18 protein-coding genes are annotated in these 20,870 nt (G+C 59.6%); 14 read left to right on the top strand and 4 right to left on the bottom strand.

Going from position 1 to position 20,870, the window contains the following annotated elements; genetic code table 11:
- Window positions 1–42: 42 nt before the first annotated feature.
- The 13 genes from ABQX22_RS08090 (at window position 43) to tssE (ending at window position 15,051) form a co-directional block, all read left to right on the top strand.
- On the top strand, window positions 43–2,088 hold the full coding sequence (locus ABQX22_RS08090; RefSeq protein ID WP_349798285.1) for a lipase family protein: 2,046 nt from the start codon (window positions 43–45) through the stop codon (window positions 2,086–2,088).
- Between the two features lie 28 nt (window positions 2,089–2,116).
- Complete coding sequence (locus ABQX22_RS08085; protein WP_349798283.1) at window positions 2,117–2,896, top strand: hypothetical protein; 780 nt, start codon at window positions 2,117–2,119, stop codon at window positions 2,894–2,896.
- Window positions 2,893–3,666, top strand: a complete 774-nt coding sequence (locus ABQX22_RS08080) for a hypothetical protein (RefSeq protein ID WP_349798281.1) — start codon at window positions 2,893–2,895, stop codon at window positions 3,664–3,666. Before ABQX22_RS08085 ends, ABQX22_RS08080 begins: the two co-directional genes overlap by 4 nt.
- A complete protein-coding gene (locus ABQX22_RS08075) occupies window positions 3,663–4,436 on the top strand; it encodes a hypothetical protein (RefSeq protein ID WP_349798279.1) in 774 nt (257 codons plus the stop codon). The genes ABQX22_RS08080 and ABQX22_RS08075 overlap by 4 nt, the downstream gene beginning before the upstream one ends.
- A gap of 44 nt (window positions 4,437–4,480) precedes the next feature.
- On the top strand, window positions 4,481–4,813 hold the full coding sequence (locus ABQX22_RS08070; RefSeq protein ID WP_349798277.1) for a hypothetical protein: 333 nt from the start codon (window positions 4,481–4,483) through the stop codon (window positions 4,811–4,813).
- A gap of 77 nt (window positions 4,814–4,890) precedes the next feature.
- A complete protein-coding gene (locus ABQX22_RS08065; RefSeq protein WP_349798275.1) occupies window positions 4,891–5,157 on the top strand; it encodes a PAAR domain-containing protein in 267 nt (88 codons plus the stop codon).
- Window positions 5,158–5,229: 72 nt separating this feature from the next.
- A complete protein-coding gene (locus ABQX22_RS08060; RefSeq protein WP_349798273.1) occupies window positions 5,230–6,318 on the top strand; it encodes a hypothetical protein in 1,089 nt (362 codons plus the stop codon).
- Window positions 6,319–6,623: 305 nt separating this feature from the next.
- Window positions 6,624–9,671 carry an ImcF-related family protein gene (locus tag ABQX22_RS08055; RefSeq protein ID WP_349798271.1) on the top strand — a complete coding sequence of 1,016 codons (3,048 nt, stop codon included), beginning with the start codon at window positions 6,624–6,626 and terminating at the stop codon, window positions 9,669–9,671.
- Complete coding sequence (gene tssA, locus ABQX22_RS08050; protein WP_349798269.1) at window positions 9,668–11,248, top strand: type VI secretion system protein TssA; 1,581 nt, start codon at window positions 9,668–9,670, stop codon at window positions 11,246–11,248. The genes ABQX22_RS08055 and tssA overlap by 4 nt, the downstream gene beginning before the upstream one ends.
- Before the next feature lie 24 nt (window positions 11,249–11,272).
- On the top strand, window positions 11,273–13,036 hold the full coding sequence (tssF, locus tag ABQX22_RS08045; protein WP_349798268.1) for a type VI secretion system baseplate subunit TssF: 1,764 nt from the start codon (window positions 11,273–11,275) through the stop codon (window positions 13,034–13,036).
- Window positions 13,000–14,097 (top strand): type VI secretion system baseplate subunit TssG, encoded by a 1,098-nt coding sequence (gene tssG, locus ABQX22_RS08040; protein WP_349798266.1) that lies wholly within the window; start codon window positions 13,000–13,002, stop codon window positions 14,095–14,097. The genes tssF and tssG overlap by 37 nt, the downstream gene beginning before the upstream one ends.
- Window positions 14,078–14,614 carry a type VI secretion system lipoprotein TssJ gene (gene tssJ, locus ABQX22_RS08035; protein WP_349798264.1) on the top strand — a complete coding sequence of 179 codons (537 nt, stop codon included), beginning with the start codon at window positions 14,078–14,080 and terminating at the stop codon, window positions 14,612–14,614. The genes tssG and tssJ overlap by 20 nt, the downstream gene beginning before the upstream one ends.
- Before the next feature lie 2 nt (window positions 14,615–14,616).
- Complete coding sequence (gene tssE / locus ABQX22_RS08030; RefSeq protein ID WP_349798262.1) at window positions 14,617–15,051, top strand: type VI secretion system baseplate subunit TssE; 435 nt, start codon at window positions 14,617–14,619, stop codon at window positions 15,049–15,051.
- Here tssE and ABQX22_RS08025 read toward each other — a convergent pair.
- The 3 genes from ABQX22_RS08025 to ABQX22_RS08015 form a co-directional block, all read right to left on the bottom strand.
- Complete coding sequence (locus tag ABQX22_RS08025) at window positions 15,048–16,055, bottom strand: ABC transporter substrate-binding protein (RefSeq protein ID WP_349798260.1); 1,008 nt, start codon at window positions 16,053–16,055, stop codon at window positions 15,048–15,050. The genes tssE and ABQX22_RS08025 overlap by 4 nt on opposite strands.
- 111 nt (window positions 16,056–16,166) lie before the next feature.
- Window positions 16,167–17,765, bottom strand: coding sequence for a rhodanese homology domain-containing protein (locus tag ABQX22_RS08020; RefSeq protein WP_349798258.1), 1,599 nt, complete (start codon window positions 17,763–17,765; stop codon window positions 16,167–16,169).
- The gene (locus ABQX22_RS08015) at window positions 17,762–18,370 is read right to left on the bottom strand and encodes a hypothetical protein (protein WP_349798256.1); all 609 of its coding nucleotides are present in this window, start codon (window positions 18,368–18,370) and stop codon (window positions 17,762–17,764) included. Before ABQX22_RS08015 ends, ABQX22_RS08020 begins: the two co-directional genes overlap by 4 nt.
- 288 nt (window positions 18,371–18,658) lie before the next feature.
- Between ABQX22_RS08015 and ABQX22_RS08010 the strand changes: the two genes are divergently transcribed.
- Window positions 18,659–19,564 carry a LysR family transcriptional regulator gene (locus ABQX22_RS08010; protein WP_349798254.1) on the top strand — a complete coding sequence of 302 codons (906 nt, stop codon included), beginning with the start codon at window positions 18,659–18,661 and terminating at the stop codon, window positions 19,562–19,564.
- Window positions 19,565–19,601: 37 nt separating this feature from the next.
- Here ABQX22_RS08010 and ABQX22_RS08005 read toward each other — a convergent pair whose 3' ends face one another.
- The gene (locus ABQX22_RS08005) at window positions 19,602–20,690 is read right to left on the bottom strand and encodes an LLM class flavin-dependent oxidoreductase (RefSeq protein ID WP_349798253.1); all 1,089 of its coding nucleotides are present in this window, start codon (window positions 20,688–20,690) and stop codon (window positions 19,602–19,604) included.
- Between the last annotated feature and the right edge of the window lie 180 nt (window positions 20,691–20,870).

Here is a 20,870-nt window from a genome sequence, read left to right as displayed (position 1 = left end):
TCGACTGCCCTGGGATTGGCCGAAGAACATTTAAGGACAGATATGAACGACAGACTTCACCGTACCGACACGCTATGTCCAAACAAGGATGTTTATTGTGGCCCGCAAATAATGCAGTGGGTCGAATTCCAGCTTGTGGATGAGCAGGGCGAGCCGTTGGCGAATATGCCTTACAGGGTCATCAACGCGGCCACTTGCGTGGCTTACGTTCCGGAGTTCACTGGTCAAAGCGACGCCGAGGGTGTGATCCGCCTGGATGATCTGCACCCGTTGGCCGTCACGCTGCTGATCGCGGCCAATCCCTTGGCCGAGGTTCTGCAAACCCGGCGCTTGCGGGCAAAACGCGCTGAACCGCGCAGGCCCCTTACCGGAGATCGTACGCCGCTTTACGGCCCCCAGCGCTCGGGCTTCTCACCCATCGAAGAGCAGTCAAACATGGCAGGCCATGGCTACCACTACCTGCGGATCGGGCAAGTGTGCGACCGATTGCCGACATTCGATCCGCCACTGGCTGATCCAAAGCAACCACCGCCGTATCACTTTCCGGACCGCAATTTCGGTGGCTTCACCGTGGGCGATGATCAGTTGGATCGTCGCCACGTACTGGAAATCTGCCCGCTGCGGGCCTGGTCGCTGGTGCTGCACCACCAGCCCGAATACAGCCTCGCCAATGCCTATAACCTGGGGTTGATGAGCGTTCTTTCGTACAGCAATTACGCCGAAGGAACACGCGGCTCGGTCACCCATTTTTTTGAACAGCAGTGCCTGGACTTGTCTCGCACGCCGGAGGTGTGGGATGGCACCTCGCAGCCTTGTCTGGTGCACGACGTACCCTTTGATGATCGCTACACAGTGGCCAAGGCGTTGGATACCCGACGGGCCGAGCCGCCGGAAGGACATACGCAATTGTTTTACGCCATCAATGCTGCGCAGGTGTTAGTGGCATGGCGCGGTACAGAAATGGGTGCCCCATTTACGGATTTGGCCACTGACTTGACGCTGCGTCCGGTGAGCACTGGGGTGAAGGCAGCCTGTCAACCCAGTGTGCCCTGTGCGAACCTGACTTCGGAGGGGAAGGTACATTTGGGATTTCGGGACTCCTACGTGTTGGCCCGCAAAGCTTATGCCATAGATTTAGGCAAAACGATTCCCGGAGAGGCTGAGGAGAAAGAGCTATTTATATGCGGCCACAGCCTCGGTGGAGGTCTTGGGCTGATTCAGGCGGCGGCGCTCAAAGACAAGAATCCGCTGCTCTACACCTATGGCATGCCGCGCACTTTCACCCTCAAGGCTGTAAATAGCTTAAGTGAGATAAAGCACTTCCGTCACGTCAACGATATCGACACCATCCCCAGCGTGCCGCCCGAAGCGGAGCTGGATAACCATCTCTACAACCTTTACGGCCCAGTGGGCACGACCCTCGGATTCGCCTGGTCGGTGTTGCAACTGGCGACCAGTCCGGTGTTCAAGCAGGCCGACCCCTACTGCCATCACGGCCAAATTGCTACGTTTCTGCAGACCGTGCAGCACACGACGGAGGCCAGAGGCTCTTCCTACGCCGCATATCGAAGCAAGGACGGGCTAGGCGCCCCTTACTACAACTCCATTACCTCGCGGTTGCCGGCACAGGCCAAGCTGTTTGTCGTGCCAAGCCTGAGTGTGGAAGCCGACCAAAAGGCTGAACAGGATCAAAAAGGTTTTACCAAATCCCTGAATGCGGAAAGCCGGGCGGCCTTCTTTCCTCCCAATCGTAACCTGAAAAAGGGCAACGTGATGGGGCTCACCAGACACTTCATGGTCGAGTATTACGCGTACCTCTTCCATCAGTTACTGGAATCAATAAATCCCATACGTGATCCGCTACTGAAGTTGCAAGACGACAGAGAAAAATTCAAGCAGCAAATGACGAAATATTCTGAGCGGATTCCGAAACAGGAATATGAGTTCCATGGGCAACTCCTCGATCTACAAACACGTGTCAGCAACACATTGCAGGTGACCTGGCAAAGCGAAGGCGGTACTGAAGCTTTAGAGCGTTTCGATGCCATCGCCGATCCGAAATCCGTTTACCCAAAGTCGTACGGTTGATTCGGTAATTAAAGTCGAGGAGAACGCGATGACATACAAGGTTTATATTTTTTTTATAGCGGGACTTGTGAGCCTGGTCGGCTGCGCCAAAGACCGAAGTCTCTCACCTCCGCCAGATACCGAGTACATCACGGTGACCGTAAAGGTGCCTGATGAATTAACCGCTGAAAGCATGAAGATGCTGTATCGATCGTCGATTTGTAAATTTATTACCTATGACTCGCGCGGCCAGAAGGTTGAGTTGGATGGTTATAAGAAAATGGACATGCAGCCGCTGCGTCGAGGTCAAAGCGATCTTTATGAGGCAAAACTGCCAGTCGACGGCGGCGGAGCCTGTGGGTGGCGTTTAAGCAATGTTACCTTTGGTGTTGTTTATGGAAATCCTGCCCGCTTTGGTATAAATGCAGTTACTGGCGGTGGCGGTGGCGGCGGCGTTGTGGTGATATTCGACGATCACGATTCTCCCCGCGGCGGTGCTGACGTTGAGGTCGATGGGGATCTGACTGTAACGAAAGACTATTACCCTTGGGTTAAAGAGAATTTTTTGGATGGATATTCAAAAATAGTTAGCTTGGCAGGGGAGGGGTATATTTATGCAATGTACAAAGCGCGAACAGCACGGCAAGTATATTTCGAGCCAATTTTTCACAAAAATTTTGCGCTTTATTCTACTGGACCAAAAGTGAAGAAAGAGGGTAGCTATAGATCCTATACCTATCCGGACGGCAGCGTGTACGCTGACGGCCGGTCGCACCCGAATTTCCTGAGATTGCAAACCATCCGCTTGAAAGCGGAGGGCAAGCAATGAAGCGAGTGTTTATCGCTGTATCACTAACGTCACTTTTCAGCTTGGCCGGTTGCGCCAAGGACCGAAGTTTCTCACCTCCGCCAGATACTGAATACATCACGGTGACCGTAAAGGTGCCTGATGAATTAACCGCTGAAAACATGAAGATGCTGTATCGATCGTCGATTTGTAAATTTATTACATATGATTCGCGTGGCCAGAAGGTTGAGTTGGATGGTTATAAGAAAATCGACATGCAGCCGCTGCATCGCGGTCAAAGCGATCTTTATGAGGCTAAACCACCCGTTGACGGCGGCGGCGCCTGTAGATGGCGTTTGAGCAATGTTACTTTCGGGGTCGTTTATAAGGATCCCGCTCGTTATGGCGAGATTGTAGTCTCCGGTGGAGGTGGAGGTATCGTGGTGATATTCGACAATCATGATTCACCTCGAGGGGGCGCGGATATAGAAGTTGACGGGGATTTGACGATAAAGAAGGACTACTATCCATGGTTGAGTGAGTCTTTTTTGAATGGCCACCGAAAGTTCATCAGCCTCGCGGGCGAACGCGGCATTTATTTGATGTATAAGGCCAAGCAGGCTCGCAGTGTATATTTCGAACCAGTTTTACACTCTGACTTTATGCTTCGCTCAACGGGACCGAAGGTAAAAAAAGATGGAAATTATAGATCGTTCCAATACCCCGATGGCAGCGTATACACAGACAACCGCTGGCACCCGAATTTCCTGAGATTGCAAACCATCCGCTTGAAAGCGGAGGGCAAGCAATGAAGCGAGTGTTTATCGCTGTATCACTAACGTCACTTTTCAGCCTCGCCGGCTGCGCCAAAGATTACAGCCTGGCTCCGCCCGAAGACAATGAATACGTCACAGTAACGATAAAAGTGCCGAGTGAACTGGTGGCGGAAACGATGAACGTAATGTATCGGTCACCAGTTTGCAGGCGCACTTCTTACGGAGCCAGTGGACAGCGGTTTGAGTTGGATGGATTCCATAATGTTGATATCCAGCCGGAACGTCAGGGTCAGAGCGACCTTTATCAGGCAAAACTGCCAGTTATTGGTGGTGGAGCATGCCGGTGGGGTTTGAGTAACTTAACGTTTGGAGTGAGATATCGTGATCCTACTCAGTATGGCGGGGGTGTTATTTTCGGCGGAGGGGGGGGCGTAGTGGTGATGCTCGACCAAAATAACGCGCCGCGTGGTGGGGCTAATATAGCAGTCGAGGGAGATTTGATACTCAAAAAGGATTATTATCCTTGGTTTAGTGAATCTTTCTTGGATGGTTATAATAAATTTATTAGCTTGGCCGGTGAGGGCGATACATACCTTATATACAAAGCGCCGCAGGCGCGTAGTGTTTATTTTGAGCCAGTTTTACATTCGAATTTTATGCTGCGCTCGGTCGGGCCTAAGGTGAAAAAAAAGGGAAACTACCGATCTTTTACTTATCCCGATGGCAGCGTATACGCCGACGGCCGCTCGCACCCTAACTTTTCGAGGCTGCAAGCCATTCGCCTGAAAGCGGAGAGCAAACAATGACATCCGAATTCACTTCTATCTAATTTATCAAGGTGGCTAAGCATATGAGCTACAGCTTTAGAGTAGCTATTGTCATTATCTTCAGCACACTCGCTGGATGTTCGGTGCCACCTCAACAATGTATGACTTTTCGCACAGTCAAAGAAGAAGGCGCTAACACAGGTATGGCCTTTGTCCGCTATCTCATCACGACGCAGGAAGGTGAAACCTATCGTGGAGTAACGAATAAAGATGGGTTCACCAGCACAGTTTCTACACGCTTTCCTGATGATGTGAAGATAGAGTTTCCTCAATCCGTCTCAAAAACCTCAGCAAGGAGCATCCCTTCAAGCAAAGTACAGCTAGGTCCGACGCCAGGTCATGGCAAATGCACTTGACTGCATTTCGCTTCGGTTTCAGAAAGTAAATTATGCGCACCGGCCACGCACACTACGCGAATAATGGAGTTAATTTTATGTCCCAAGGATTTGTTTTACTAGGCGATAAAACCAGCCATGGCGGTCAAGTAATTACCGCAAATTCGATGACAATTATAAACGGCAAGAAAGCCGCCTTGGTCGATGATCTGGTCAGTTGTCCCATTCCGGGACACGGGGTAAACCCGATTGTTGAGGGTTGCGGCGAACATATCGACAATGGAAAAGAGGTAGCGGTCAATGGCTGCCAAAGTGCCTGCGGCGCCGAGTTGATTTCCAGCGTTTCCGATTATGTGGTGGGTTGAAGCATGGGCTGGAATCGTCAACCCGCCACGGTAGTGCCCGCACCCGCATCGCCGCGCGTGGGACGGTGGGTAATGACGGCCGGCTTGGCTGGAGTCGTCAGCACATTGCTCTTTTTCATGCATGCCTCACGGCGAATGCCACTGCTGGAAGGAATAAACGTCTGGACAGTGTGCGGGATGCCTTTGCTGATATGGGTATTGGCATTGGGTGTTCGCGCCTATTTTTACGGAGGGGCTTTGGACGAGCATCGGTTCCTCGATGACGAAGCGCAGACTGCCCAGGATGCGTGGCAATCCTGGGCGAATCGCTACCTCGCCGTACATGCCAGCTGTGTGCTGTTGCCTGATCAGGTTACCGGGAAGGCGCTGATCGAGGACTCTGGCGATTTTCCTTCCCGCAAAGGAGAGGCTCGGCGCATTGCGGGTTTGCCAACGCAAGAATGCAGTGTAGGGGCAGCATTGGAGCAGGTGTCGCAGACATTGGGCCCCGTACTTAAAGCCATACCTGTGGAAAGAGAATTGCACGTCACGCTGCTGACCGATGTCAGCGCTGATCATTACGACGCGTTGCGCGCGATATGGGAACAATCCTGGACGGATGCTTTGCGGCGAACCGCCCCCACTGCGGTCAACGTCATGGCTGAGTTGTCTTTGGGGTGGATCGACCAGACGTTGAAGTCGGCCAGCGCTGCCTTCGAATTGATCGTGGTCCTGCAAGTGCGGGGGGGCGGGGCGTATTCAGAGGGGGTGGCGGCATTGCTGATGTCACCTGACAGTCTGGCAAATGTCGGCGCCCTGCCGATAGTGGGCGGCTTGTCCAGACCTATGCCACTAGACATCGTGGATCTGGAAAAAGAGTTAGCGCAATTCTTTGGTACTCAGACCAGCGCTATAAAAGCGATGGGGTTGCTGGCTGACAGCGTTGAGTGGGAGGGCACCCCTGGCAAAGTCATTGCGCAAGGCCGCCTTCAGGGTTCAGCACTCGAGGCAAAACAGCAATGGATTTACGAGTCACTCTGCGGCCAGCCAGGGCCTTTGGGGCATTGGTTGTTGACTGCGCTGGCGCTGGAAATGGTGCGGCATCAGCAACACCCCCTGTTGGTACTCGCCAAGGATCAATCGCATTGGATTAGCACAATCACCACAGGAGAGTGGGCATGAAGTCTTCGAGTAATCCCTGGCGTGTGGCCGGCATAGCGGCGATATCCGCCGCGCTGATGACAGCGCTGGGGTGGGCGATCGCGACATACGGTGAGACGCTGGGATTGGTCGAGGGGCATCATAAGCTGTTCGCTTTTCTCTTTATTATTTTTATTTCTGTCATTGGTTGTCTGGCACCACGCGTGTCGGGTCACATCAATCGTCTTCGACACCGCGAGCAAGGCCGAGCTGACAGTGTTTACCCCGAGGTAAACAAGTCCCCAGTGCCCCCTGGAAATGGAGCGGTGGACATTTCGGCGCTGCGCTTGCACCTCCGCCAAACCCACGGCCCCCTCTGGCGCCACAAAACCCGAATCCTCCTCATCATCGGTGAACCCGCCCAAATCGAAGCCATCGCCCCCAGCCTCGCCGAGCACCACTGGCTGGAAACGCAACACGCAGTCTTGCTCTGGGGCGGCAGTGCCCAGACCTCGCTGACCGAGCGCTTCGAGCAGTGGCGCCGCTTGCGTCGCGGGCGTGCGCTGGACGGCGTCGTCTGGGCGGTCGATAACACCCAGAGCGCTAACGCGACGTTCATGGCGGCGGGTGTGCGCCACGTCCAGGCGCTGGCCCGCGAGCTGCACTGGCAACTGCCGCTTCACTTATGGCAGGTCTGCGACGGTGCGTGGCCGCAACCCCAACGCGCGACCGAACCGGTCGGTTGTCTGTTGCCGCCACGCTTTACGCCGGCGCAGTTGGAAGCCTCTTTGACGTCGCTGCAACAACCGTTGCGCGAGCAGGGCATCGCGCAGATGCAGGGTGATGCGGATCACGACTTTCTGCTTCGGTTATCCCGCGACCTCGGCGCCGAAGGCATCGCTCATTGGCGTCGGGCGCTTGAGCCTTTCATCCGCACGTTTGCCCGTGGCGTACCGCTGCGAGGGTTGTGGTTCAGCTTGCCGCTGCCTCCGGGCAACGCGACCGCACAGCACCACTGGCCTGCCGAACCGAGCTGGCAAGGCGTGCTCAACGACAATGCGCTCAAAGGCCGGCGCCTGGGCTGGACCGCGCCGCGCGTCGGCTATGTGTTGATGCTGTGCCTGGCGGCGATGTGGGGGGCGGGGTTGCTGATGTCGTTCGTGAGCAATCGCGCGCACATCGAGCAGCTGCACACCTCACTTGCCACGTTGCAGCAACCCGCTGACGGCGACGCACAGTTGCTGGCGTTGAATGAGTGGGTACGTGAACTGGCGCGTCTGGACTATCGCGTACAACACGGCGCGCCCTGGTATCAACGCTTTGGCCTGAACCAGAACCAGGCTTTGGTGAGCGCGTTGTGGCCGCAGTACATCGAGGCCAACAACCGGCTGATGCGTGATCCGGCGGCGGCAAACCTGGAACGGAAGCTTATCGCCCTGGTGAAGCTGCCGCCTGACAGTCCAGAACGTCTGACCCAGGCCCCCGCCGCCTACGAGCAACTCAAGGCTTACCTGATGATGGCCCGTCCGGAGAAAACTGACGCAGCCTTTCTGGCCAAAGCCCTGGGCAGCGCCGAACCCGCGCGTGAAGGTCTGACGCCGGGCGTATGGCAAGGCGTGTCGCCTGGGTTGTGGCAGTTTTACAGCGAGCAGTTGGCGGCCCACCCGGACTGGCGGATCGAGCCAGACGCGGTATTGGTGACTCAGGTTCGGCAGATCCTGCTTGGCCAACTGAGCCGGCGTAACGCCGAGGCCAGTCAGTATCGGAGAATCCTCGACGCCGCCGCCGAGCAGTATCCCCCGCTGGGACTGGCAGACATGGTGGCCGACACAGACGTCTCGATACTGTTCTCCAGCACCGCGAGCGTGCCCGGCGTTTTCACCCGAGAGGCGTGGGAAGGCCAGGTGCGTCCAGCCATTGATGACCTCGCCCGGACGCGGCGGGAAGTCATCGACTGGGTCCTCAGCGACCAGCCGGTGGACATCGCTGCCGACCTCACGCCGGACAGGCTCAAGCAGCGGCTGACCGAGCGTTATTTTCAGGATTACAGCAGTGCGTGGCTGAGCTTTCTCAACACACTGCGCTGGCAGAAGACTGACAGCCTGGCCGACGTCATCGATCAGTTGACGCTGATGAGCGATGCGCGCCAATCCCCCTTGATCGCCCTTATGAACACGCTGGCCTATCAGGGGACGGCGAGCAACCAAGAGGCCGTCGGCAGTGCGCTACTCACTTCGGCGCAGCAACTGATCGGCAAGCAGAAGATTCCTGAAATAGGTCCAGTCAAACAACCGGAAAACAGCCCGCTCGACGCCACCTTCGGCCCGCTCCTGGCGCTTGTCGACAAGGGTGCCGAGGGTCAAAGCGACGATGATCATTTAAGCCTGAAAACCTTCCTGACCCGCGTGACTCGGGTGCGACTGAAACTGCAGCAGATCACGCACTCGGCCGATCCGCAGGACATGACCCAAGCCCTCGCACAAACCGTGTTTCAGGGCAAAAGCGTCGACCTGACCGACACGCAGTCCTACGGCAGCCTGGTGGCCGCCAGCCTCGGAGACGAGTGGTCGGGGATCGGCCGCACGCTGTTCGTCGAGCCACTTGAACACGCCTGGCAGCACGTGCTGCAACCCTCTGCCGCAGGGCTTAACAGCCGCTGGCAGCGGGCAATCGTGAGCGACTGGGACGCGGCGTTCAACGGCCGCTATCCGTTTGCCGCCACCGGTAGCGATGCCTCGTTGCCCATGCTGGGACAAATGATCCGCGCCGACTCCGGGCGCATCGAGCAATTTCTCCAGCGTGAACTGCAGGGGGTGCTGCGCAAGGACGGCAGCCGTTGGGTGGCCGATACCCGTAATAGCCAGGGCTTGCGTATCAATCCGCACTTTCTCGCAGCGATCAACCGGCTCACTGATCTGGCCGATGTGCTGTACACCGACGGCGGCATGGGCCTGAACTTTGAGCTGCAGGGCAAAGCGGTTCGCGACGTGGTGCAGACCCGCTTCACCTTGAACGGTGAGCAGCATCACTACTTCAACCAGAAAGAACGCTGGCAGCGCTTCCGTTGGCCGGGGACCAGCGACCACCCTGGCGCCAGTCTGACCTGGACCAGCGTCAACACAGGCGAGCGTCTGTTCGGCGAATACCAAGGCACCTGGGCGCTGATCCGTCTGCTGGAGAGCGCGCAGATGACGGCGCTGGACGACGGCGACAGTCGCTACCGCATCGTCCTCCCCGCCCCCGATGGGCTGAACCTGACCTGGCACCTGCGCACCGAACTGGGCGCAGGGCCGATGGCATTGCTGACGCTGCGGCAGTTCAAACTGCCCCGGCAGATTTTTCTGAGTGATGCCGCCAACGCACAGCCGCTTGTGCAGAATGAGGCCTACGAATGAGCCTGCAGACATTAATCACCGCCTGCCTGAGTGAACGCGACCCGTTAAGCCTCGCCCGAGAGCACGCTGCTGGCTGGGAAGCCTGGCTGCTGCCGGTCAATGCGGACTCGGCTGTCGGGCAGGACCCTGGCTATGACGACGACTTCCAGCGCATGCGCGAGGAGGTCAACAAGCTGTCCGGGGCCGACGCCGACCACGTCATTCAGATGGCGGAAAAGCTTTTGAAACACACCTGCAAAGACCTGCGGGTGGCCACCTACTACCTGTGGGCGCGGCTGCAAAAAGACGGGGAGGCGGGACTGGCTGACGGTCTGATGCTGCTGGCGGCCATGATCGAACGTTACGCCACCGACGTGCTGCCCCAGCGGCCCAACAGTCGCAAGATGGCGCTGGAGTGGTTGGCGGGCAGCAAGGTGCTCGACAGCCTTTCCCTGTATCCCGAAGTGGTTCGGGAGTCGGCCGAGCGCACTGCCGCAGCGTTGGCCTGGCTTGAGAGTGGACTGGAAAACTGGCCCGAGGAACAGCGCCCGGCATTGGGCGCTCTGTATGCCGCGTTGAACAATCGACTGCCGCACGCCGGCGCCGCGGATGCTTCGGCTGCACACGCCAGTGCGCATCATGAGTCCAATGGCCAGACAGCGTTGCCATCAATGGCGGCCATTAAGTCTGCCCGGGACCTGTTGGACAGCGGCCGAACACTCGCCATTTATCTGCGCGAGCAACCGCACGGGTGGCTGGCGGCGCACAGGCTGATGAAAAGTCTGCGCTGGGACACCGTGCATCAGACGCCGCCCCAGCAAGCCTGCGGCAATACGCGGTTGGCGCCGCCCCGTGGCGACTACCGTGCCCAACTCAAGCGGCTGTACCGGCAACAGAGCTGGAGCGAACTGCTGGATCAGATCGAGCGCATGTTCGCCGAGGGGGTCAATCATTTCTGGCTGGACCTGCAGTGGTACCTGTATCAGGCGCTGAGCAAGCAACCTGCGCCGCAAGACGGTTGGGCCGCCGTCGTCAAACGCGATCTGGGCCTGTTTCTGCAGCGCCTGCCGGGCGTGGAAGAGCTGTGCTGGAGCGACGGCACGCCCTTCGCCGACGAAGCCACGCGGGAGTGGATCGCTCAGGATCTCAATAGCCCCCGCCCCCAGCCGTGGTCACCCGCTGTCGCCATGCCGACGGCTGATGCCGAGATTCTCTTGCACGAGGAGGAGGCGATGGCCTTGGCCGAACGCGAGGGTATCGAGCCGGCGCTGGCCTGGCTGAACACACGCCCCGGCGTGCACACCGGGCGTCAGCGGTGGTTGCTGCGTCTGCTGATGGCCCGGGTCGCCGAGCAATGCGGTCACACCGACCTGGCGTGGCACCTGCTGGGCGAACTGGACGCCGAGGCGCTGCGCCACGGCCTGGCCAAGTGGGAACCGGCGCTTGATTTCGACGTGAAGGCGCGCTTGCTCAAACTGCTGCGCGTGAAGGTGTCACGCAACGATGCAGACAGACCCGCGTTGACCCGTCGCTCGGAGGCGCTGCTGGCTGCAGCAGTGGCCATCGATCCCGTGCGCGCCGCCATGCTGTGTGGCTGAACCTCTCTCAAAAGGAACTTGAGCATGGACAATCTGACCCTGCGCTATTTTGATGCCGAAATGCGCTACCTGCGGGAGGCTGGCAAAGAGTTCGCCCAGGCATTCCCGGACCGTGCGGCACAGCTGAACCTGGACAAGCCGGGGTCCCAGGACCCTTACGTCGAGCGACTGTTCGAGGGATTTGCCTTTTTGATGGGACGGCTTCGCGAGAAGCTCGACGATGATTTACCGGAGCTGACCGAGGGCCTGGTGAGCCTGCTCTGGCCCCATTATCTGCGCACGATCCCGTCGCTTTCGATTGTCGAATTAGTGCCTGATCTGACGCAGACCAAGGGCTGTCAACTGATCGGCAAGGGCTTTGAAGTGCTGTCCCGGCCCATCGGCCCACAACGCAGCCGCTGCCGCTACACCACCACGCAGGACCTGACGCTGCGGCCGATGGCCCTGGACGTTGTGCGAATGGCCCACGAACCTGATGGTCGCAGTGTCCTGCGCCTGCGCTTTTCCTGCAGCGCCATGACCGATTGGCGCCAGATCGACCTGCGCCGCATTGCGCTGTACCTGAATGCCGACGCACCCATTGCCAATGCGCTGCATCAAGCCCTCACGCTCAGTACCCAGGCGTTGTACGTGCGTCTGCCGGGCGGGGGCGATCGCCAGCGGCTGGACGGATATTTCGCGCCAAAGGGCTTCAGTGAAGAGGATCAACTCTGGCCCAAGGGCGACAGCGCGTTCAGCGGTTACCAACTGCTGCTGGAGTACTTCAGTTTTCGCGAGAAATTCATGTTCGTCACGCTTCATGGGCTGGACCAACTGAGCCTCTCTGAGAGCACGCCGTGGTTTGAACTGGAGGCGGTGTTGAGCGAACCGTGGCCCCACGCGTTCGAGCTGAGCACCGAGCACATTCGCCTGCATGCCGTTCCGGTCATCAATCTGTTCGAGCTGGAAGCGGACCCGCTGATTCTCGACCCCTTGCAAACTGATTACCTGCTGCGGCCGATGCGCCTGCAGGACGGCCATACCGAAATCTATTCGGTGGACCGGGTGACCGGCTCGAAAAACGCCGAACGACACGATTTTGTGCCGTTCACCAGCTTTCGCCACAAGGGCGGCATGCTGCGCGACGAAGCGCCGGAGCGGTACTTCCACACCCGGCTCAAGCGTGGCGCCAACGGGCTGCATGAAACCTGGTTGATCCTGGGCGGCGAAGGCTTCGAGGAAGATCAGCTGCGCACCCATGAAAGCCTGTCGCTCCGCATGACCGGCACCAACGGACAATTGCCGCGCAAGGCCCTGCAGAGCACGGTACTCGACACCCTCGTGCAGTCCCCCCAGCCAGGTCTTCGTGTGCGCAATCTGTGTGCGCCGACCCTGCCGTGCTACCCGCCCAATCGCGATCGCTTTCACTGGCGCCTGCTCAGTCATCTGGGGTCCAACTTCCTGCCGATGCTCGACAGCGCCGAGGTCCTTCGCGGGACGCTGGCGCTGTACGACTGGACCGGCAGCGAGCTGAACCGACGCCGACTGGCGGCGATCGTCGAGGTCAGTCATCACCTGATTCAGCGCTTTGAAAGAGGCTTTCTGCTGCGCGGCGTGGACATCGAAATCACCCTGGACGCCAACGGTTTTGCGGGCGAGGGCGACATCAGCCTGTTCGGTGAAATGCTCAACCGCTTTTTCGGGCTGTACGCCGATATCCACCTGTTCAACCAGCTCACGCTGATCCTGCAACCCACCGGGAAGTGCCTGCGATGGAACGAGAACCACAATCAGCGAATTCCCGGCTGAGGGCCGGCGGCGTGCTGGACGCGCTCAAGGGGCGGGTGGGCGAGGCCCATCTGTATCGCTTTTGCCAGCTGCTGGAGCAATCGCTGCCGAACCATCCGCCGCTGGGCAGTACCGAACATGTGTCGGACGATCCGGTGCGGTTTCGGCCGGACCCTGGCATGGGATTCCCGGCGGGGGAACTGAAGGCCATCGAGCTGTCGGACGATGACCCCCGACGCCCGGCCACGGTCCGCACCCGGCTGTTGGGGCTGTACGGGGTGGATTCGCCCCTGCCGACCGCTTTTCTGGACGACATTGCCCAGCGCCGGGAGGGGCATGAGGCGCTGGAAGCCTTCCTCGACATTTTCAATCACCGGATATTCACCCAGTTCTACCGAATCTGGCGCAAGTATTCGTACCCCGCGTCCTTTGAACCGGGCGGTACTGATGCAACCTCGCAATGCCTGCTGGGGCTGGTTGGCCTGGGCATTCCAGGCAGTGCCCGGCAGATCGCCACGCCGATGTCGCGCTTCCTCGCGTTGCTGGGCGTGATGCGCCTGCCCACCCGCAACGCTGAAGGTGTCGTCGCTCTGGTCAAGCTGCTGGCGCCCGCAACACAGGCAACAGTCACCGCGCATTGGCCGCGGCAGATTCCCCTGCGGCACCCGGCAAGCCTGTCCGCTCAACGTTCGGTGAGCTTGTCCCAGTGCATGCCGCTGGGCAGTGTCGGGCATGACGCCAGCAGCCAGTTGCACCTGGCGCTGTTCACCGAACATCCCGACGAAGCGCAGGGTTGGTTGCCGGGCGGTCAGTTGCACAAGGACTTGCTGGTCCTGCTGCGGGTTTACCTGGGCTGGCGCTGCACCGCCAAACTGCAACTCTCACTGCCTTTGCGCAGCCTGCCGTTGCCCGCGCTCGGACGCTCGCCCGTCCGGCTGGGCATGACCGGCGTGCTGGGTCTGGGCAACGACGCCTGGCCGATCTCAAGCCACGACACCGTCACCGTCAATCTGGGCCGATACGAAGGCCTGCGCAGCAACCCACGGAACAGGGAAATACAGCATGTCGCGTACCGTTTGTAATGCATGGATCCCCCTCGCACTGACCGCAGTGCTTGGCGGGTGTGGGCTGGTGCAGAGCGTGAAGGACACCACCACGTCCACGACCGAAGCCATTTTCTACAAGCAGGTGAAAACCCTGCACCTGGACCTCAGTGCCCGGACGGCAATGAACACCGAGGCGACGGACATGAGCGCGTTGTCAGTGCCGACCCTGGTGCGGATCTATCAACTACGCGACAGTCAATCGGTGCAGAAGGCAACCTACGACCACGTGGTGGATGAGGGGCATCACGTGCTGGGCGCCGATTTGCTCGATGAACACTCGGTGGTGGTCAAGCCCGACGAAGGGGGGCAGCTGGATGTACCGCTTAGCAAGGACGCCCGGTTTGTCGCAGTCGTGGCGCTGTTCCGTGACCCAGACCTGAGCAGTCAAAGCTGGCGGCTGATGCTGACGCGTGACGAACTGGATCCGGATCGGCCGCGGGTCATTGAATTGGGGGACAACCGTCTGGCCCTTCGTCCGCTGGCGAAGGACTGACCATGGCTGAACTCAATCCTTCGCTCTACGAAATGCTCCTGCAGAACTTTACTGGCGAACTGGACCTTCATCGGGTCGACGAAGCCGACCAGCACACCTTGTCGGTGCTGGACAATCTGCAGCGCATTCTCAACAGCCGTGCCGGGACGCTCAGTCATTTGCCCGACTACGGCCTGCCGGACATGGGCGTGGTTTTGCAAGGCTTGCCCGCGACCGCCCACGGCCTGATGCAGATCATGGTCGACACGCTCCTCAAGTACGAACCGCGGCTGGCAGCGGTGAACATCGAGCTGTTGCCGCAGACCCGGCCGGGTCATCTGGAATACGCCCTGGATGTGCAACTCAAGGGGGGACGCCGCGCTATCTTCGGGACCACCGTGGCGCCCGAAGGCAATGTGGTGGTCCGGCACCTCAAGCGTCTGGCGACCCGGGATTAGCGCGTGGCTTGCGCTTCGGAAGGGGTCGCAGATGCAGCGGCGGCGGTGCGCACCGCATTGAAGCTCTTGTCATAGCCTTGGGAGACATCGACATGGCGGTTGAGAATGCCTTCGCGCTGGTAAATATCGGCTGTTTCCTGGAGGCCTTTGATCACGCTGTCATCAATGTCCACAGGCTCCATGCGTGTGTCTTTGGCGGTCGCCAGATGCACTTCCACCGGCAGCCCGGTGACCTTCGCCTGAGCAGCAGCGTATTCGGCCGGGTGCGCGTTGGTCCAGCGATAGGCGCGGTCGACCCGTGCCACAAAGTCGTCAAGCTGTGCACGCTTGTCGGCGATGGCTGTGCTGGTCGCGGCGAGGTAGGAATGATTGGTCAGCAATTCGCCGCCGGTGGGCAGGATGCGCGCGTCATGTTGGATGGCGACTGTGGTGTAGGGCGCCCAGGTGGCCCAGGCATCGGCGTCGCCGTTATCGAGCACGAGACGGGATTCGCTGGGCAGCAGGTCGATGAATTTCACGTCGCTGGTTTTCAAACCTGCTTCGTTCAGCGCACGAATGGCCAGGTAGTGTCCAATGGAACCGCGCCCGGTGACGATGCGCTTGCCCTTGAGGTCGGCCACGGTCTTGACCGGCGAGTCGTTGCGCACGATCAGCGCCGTGGTGTAACGGCCTTTGACGTGGGTGATGCTCGCCACTTTCAACGGCGCACCGGCCCCGAGGGCAAACACGTAGGGCGCATCGCCCAGCGCGCCAATGTCGACGGCGCCGGCGTTCAGCGCCTCACCCAAGGGCGAGGCGGAAGGGAATTCGGAAAATTTGATCTCGTACGGTACGTCCTTCAGCTCGCCGGACACGTCCAGCAGCACTTTGAGCGCGGACTTCTGATTGGCCACCAGCAAAGGCGCAAGCTCAGCGGCCTGAGCGGTGAAGGGCAGATTGAGCAACAGCAACGCGGCCAGGGTCAGGCGTGCGGCGGGGGCGCGAAAATCGAGGTGCAAACGCATAGGGTCAAGCTCCAGCAAACAAAACAATGTCGAGTGATTAACCTCCGCCTGGTGAAGGGGTCGGATAATGAGCGGGGCAGGGCGCAAGGCGAGGCCTCGCGCCCTAGTGGATCAGATGACGTAAAACCCGTGGGTGCCGTCGCGGCCAAGTTGCGCGATCAGACCGAATTCCCAGTCCAGATAAGCTTGCATGGCTTCACGCGGTGCGTCAGTGCCTTCATACGGCCGGCGATAGCGGTCGATTCGCGGCGACGCGAGCTGGCTTTCCCCGGTTTCGCCCTCGTAACCGGCGGCGAACCACGCCGGCGTACCGCCCTGGAGCAGGAACACCGGCTTGCCGGTCAGGGCTTCGACGTCCTTGACGGCCAGGCGCGCGAGCCGACTGCTGCCGCAGGTCAGGACGTAGCGCTCAGCGGTGGGGGTCTTCGCCAGCGCATCCTGCAATTGCGCCCGAAGGACCCACCAGGCACCGGGGATGTGGGCTTTCACGTAATTGGCGCTGGTGGTGAAATCCAGCACTGCGACATCGGTTTCACTGCGCCACTGAGCGAGGGTTTCGGCGCTGATTGTCTCCACGTTGGGCGGCGTCGGGATCGGCGCGTGCCACTCGCCTTTCTCGCTGAAATCTTCCGGGTGCAGGTCGTCGATTACGAACACTTCCCACCCCAGCTGCGCGAGCCAAGAGGCCGACATATTGGCGCGCACGCCGTCATCATCCACCAGCGCAATCCGCGCGCCGCGCACACTGGCGTAGTGATCAGTCTCCTGGACCAACTGCCCGCCCGGCGCCGAGCGCGCGCCGAGCACATGGCCGGCCGCAAATTCTTCCGGCGTGCGGACATCGAACAGGTACGTCGTACGGCCGGCCTCAGCGTGCCAGCGTTGAAGGTCGGCGCGGTTGCCACGCTGCACGCGGGCCTTGTCAGCCACCTTACGGGCATCGGCCGCGGCGACGGCGCGCGTGTCAGCGCTGACTTCGGCAAATCGCCGTGCCTGGCCACGGTCCAGCGTTTGTCCGGCCAGCAACCAGCCAATGGTGCCGTTGCGCAACGCCGAAATCGGGTTTGGCAAACCCGCGTTGACCAGCGACTGGGTGCCGATGATGCTGCGGGTGCGACCGGCGCAATTGACGATGATCCGGGTGTTCGGGTCCGGCGCCAGTTCCCGGGCGCGCAGCACCAGTTCCGCCCCCGGCACGCTGATCCCGGTGGGGATGCTCATGGTTTGGTATTCGTCGTAGCGGCGGGCGTCGAGCACCACCACGTCGGCGTTGGATTCAATCAATTTCAACACGTCCTCGGCGGCCAGCGATGGCGTATGACGCTCATGCTCCACCAGTTCGCCAAAGGCCTTGCTGGGCACGTTGACGTCGATGAACAGCTCGCCCCCGGCATCGCGCCAGCCCTGCAGACCGCCTTCCAGCAATCCGACGTTGCTGTAGCCCAGGTCCTGCAACCGTTGTTGCGCGATCCGGGCCAGCCCTTCGCCGTTGTCGTACAGGGTGATTGCGGTATCCCGAAGCGGAATCCGCGACAGAACCTCCAATTCCAGCTTCGACAGCGGAATATTGGCCGCGAACAACGGGTGAGCTTCAGCGAACGGCGCTTCTTCGCGCACATCGACCAGCGCCACTTCTTCTTTGGCGAGCAACGCCTTGCGAATGTCGCTGAAGGATCGGGTCTTGGCGGTGGGGGGCTGAGTGTGAGTCATCGGGCTTGGTTCTCTTTGGACAGGTCCCAGATATTCGGGAGAAAGGCGTTCGAGTAGCCGGAAATAAACAGTTTTTCAGTGCCGTCCGGTTGGTAGACCGCACGGCGTACGGCGCCGATGTTGGCGCCGTAGACGTGAATGCTGATCGACACCTGGTCGTCGAACGCGTTGCTGACCTGGTGAATGTCGTTGCTGCGGGGTGAAAGGGTTTCAACCTGGCCTGGCTCCAGACGAATCGGCGAGCCTTGTTTTTCCAGTCGTCCGTCGGCGTCGCGTGCATAGCCCTGGGAGTATTCAGCGCCGCGCAGCATGCCGATCAGGCCCCAGACCCGGTGGTCGTGAATCGGCGTGGTCTGACCCGGTGCCCAGACGAAACTTACAATCGAAAATCGCTGGCGCGAGTCGGCGTGCAGCAGGAATTGCTGATAGCGCTGAGGGTCGGGGACGGCGCATTCATCCGGCAACCAGTCGTCGAAGCTGACCAACTGGCCCAGCAGCGTTGAACTGCGGTGCAGCAGGTCCCCTTCGCGCGGGTTGCTGTCGATCAGTTCAGCGAGAGCGCCGATGAATGCCCGCAGGCGTTCCGGGTGTCGGGTTTGCGTCATCTTGAGTCCATTGCGGGTTTAAGGCATGGCTAGATATAAACATAATGAGTGGCGCTAATATGCTACTTTTTAATGATTAGGTTATAACCAAAGGGTCTTTGATAGCGGTTAGTTGTAGAACATGTGTAGGAGCGCGCTTGCCCGCGATTACGGTACGGCAGGACACCATGTGTTGTCTGATACACCCCAATCGCGGGCAAGCGCGCTCCTACAGATGCGTGTCATGCCAAGCTATCTACCTTCACTCATCGGGATTATCGTGTCCCCTATTTTCTATGTGCGGTCCGAATGAAAATTGATGATATCGACGCGTTTGTAGCGGTCATTCGCTGTCAATCGATCAGCCACGCAGCTGCATCGCTGGACCTGACGCAACCGGCCATTACACGTCGGGTGCAGAATTTCGAACAGGCCCTGGGCGTCGAACTGTTCGACCGCAACACCAAGCCGCTCAAGCCGACCTCCATGGGTGTGCAGGTGTATCAGAAGTGTCTGGCGATCCTGCGCGAAATGGACTCATTGCGCGAGCTGGTCGCCCGTGACACACCGCCCAGTGGCTTGTTACGCCTCGGTGTGCCGCAGACCATCGGCGACGTGGTGTTGCTCGACGCGCTCAAGCACCTGCGCGCGCAGTTCCCGGAGCTGCGGGCGCAAGTGGTCACAGGGTGGGGCAGTCAACTGATCGGCAAAATCGAGAACGGTGAACTGGACGCCGCCGCTGCGTTGTTTCCCGCCGGCAAGATATTTCCGGACAACATCGTCGGCGAATCCATCGGCAAGATGGAGCTGGTGGTGGTCTGCGACAAGGCCAGTCTGTCGAAGAAATCGCTCGGTCTGGCGGATTGCTATAACCGTGGCTGGGTGCTTAACCCGGACGGCTGCGGGTTTCGCGCAGGGCTGCAGCGCACGTTGGCCGATCAAGGGCTGAGCCTGAGGGTCAACCTGGAAACCTTCGGCACCGAACTGCAACTAGGTCTGGTGGCAGACGGCATGGGGCTGGGCCTGGTGCCGCGCCCTTTGCTTGAGCGCAGCGTCCATCGCGATCTGTTGGCGGTCCTGCCCCTCAAGGATTTCAAGCCGGTGATGGATTTGTGGCTGATCTACCCGCGCTTTCTCGGCAACCTTCAGGCGCCGGTGTCATCGTTCGGCCATTTGGTGGCCGAGTCGTTGAAACAGGCCCGTGACGCGGCGTGACCGAACACCTGCCGCAGGATGCGCCCGGCGTTGACGATCAGGCCACTTTTTCGCGCTGTTCCTGTTCCCGTCTGGCGACGAGTTCGCGGGTCAGGGGGATGAGTTTCTTGCCGTAATCGATGGCATCTTCCAGCGGGTCGAAGCCGCGGATCAGAAAGGTGGTAATGCCCAGGTCGTAGTAATCCAGCAGGGCTTCGGCGACCTGTTCAGGGGTGCCCACCAGCGACGTCGAATTGCCTTTGGCGCCCAGCAGTCCGGCGATCCCGGTCCACAGTCGTTTGTCCAGCCGGGCGCCTTGGGCGGCAGCGGCCAGCAGGCGGCGCGATCCTTCATTCGGCGGTTCCTTGCGCACGAAACCATTGGCCTGGGCCCCTGCCTTGGCTATTTCGAGAATACGGTCGGCGCGGGCCCAGGCCTGTTCTTCGGTGTCGGCCAGGATCGGCCGCAGCGACAGGCTGAAACGCAGCGTGCGGCCGTGTTTGGCGGCTTCGGCGCGGACCTGTTTGACGATGTCGCGCACTTGTTCGTACGTCTCGCCCCACAGCGCGTACACGTCGGCGTGCTTGCCCGCCACTTCAATGGCCGCAGGTGAGGCGCCGCCGAAATACAGCGGGATGTGCGGTTGCTGTGGCGATTTCACTGCCGAGTAGGCGCCTTCGAACTGGTAGTAAGTGCCGTGATGGTCGAACGGCGTTTGACGGGTCCATTCCTGACGCACCACGTTCAGGTATTCATCGGTACGCGCGTAGCGTTCGTCCTTCCCGATATAGCTGCCGTCGGCGCGCAGTTCCACGTCGTCACCGCCAGTAATAATGTGCACCGCCGTGCGGCCGCCGTTGAACACATCCAGCGTCGCAAACTGGCGAGCGGCGACTGTCGGCGCGATAAAGCCCGGCCGGTGGGCCACGAGAAATTTCAGCCGGGTGGTGACGCTGGCGGCATGTGCGGCGACGAATGCGCTGTCCGGGCTGTCGGAATGGTAGGCCACCAGTGCCCGATCAAAGCCTGCCTCTTCGTGGGCCCTGGCGACTTTTTCAACGTAGTCCGGCTGGATGGTCGGGCCACTGCGGGGATGGATTTCCGACCCGGGTTGCGTGGCGATGTAACCGATGAATTCAACGCTCATGAACATTCCTTCCCGTCTTTGGCATTCTTCAGACGTGCCCTGTCGACATTGCGCCTGTGCGAACACGCAACATAGGGGTAGAAGGAGCGGCTGTGAAATTCGATTTAGCGCTAAGCTAATTATAAAAAAAATGCATTTAATGCATTTTTAAGATCAGGATTTTTTGTTGCGCTGCGGACC

Origin of the sequence: Xanthomonas sp. WHRI 1810A (genome assembly GCF_040202885.1) — a bacterium.
Taxonomy (GTDB): domain Bacteria; phylum Pseudomonadota; class Gammaproteobacteria; order Pseudomonadales; family Pseudomonadaceae; genus Aquipseudomonas.
The sequence above is the reverse complement of the archived record's forward strand: the minus strand, read 5'-3'. Positions and strand labels throughout refer to the sequence as shown.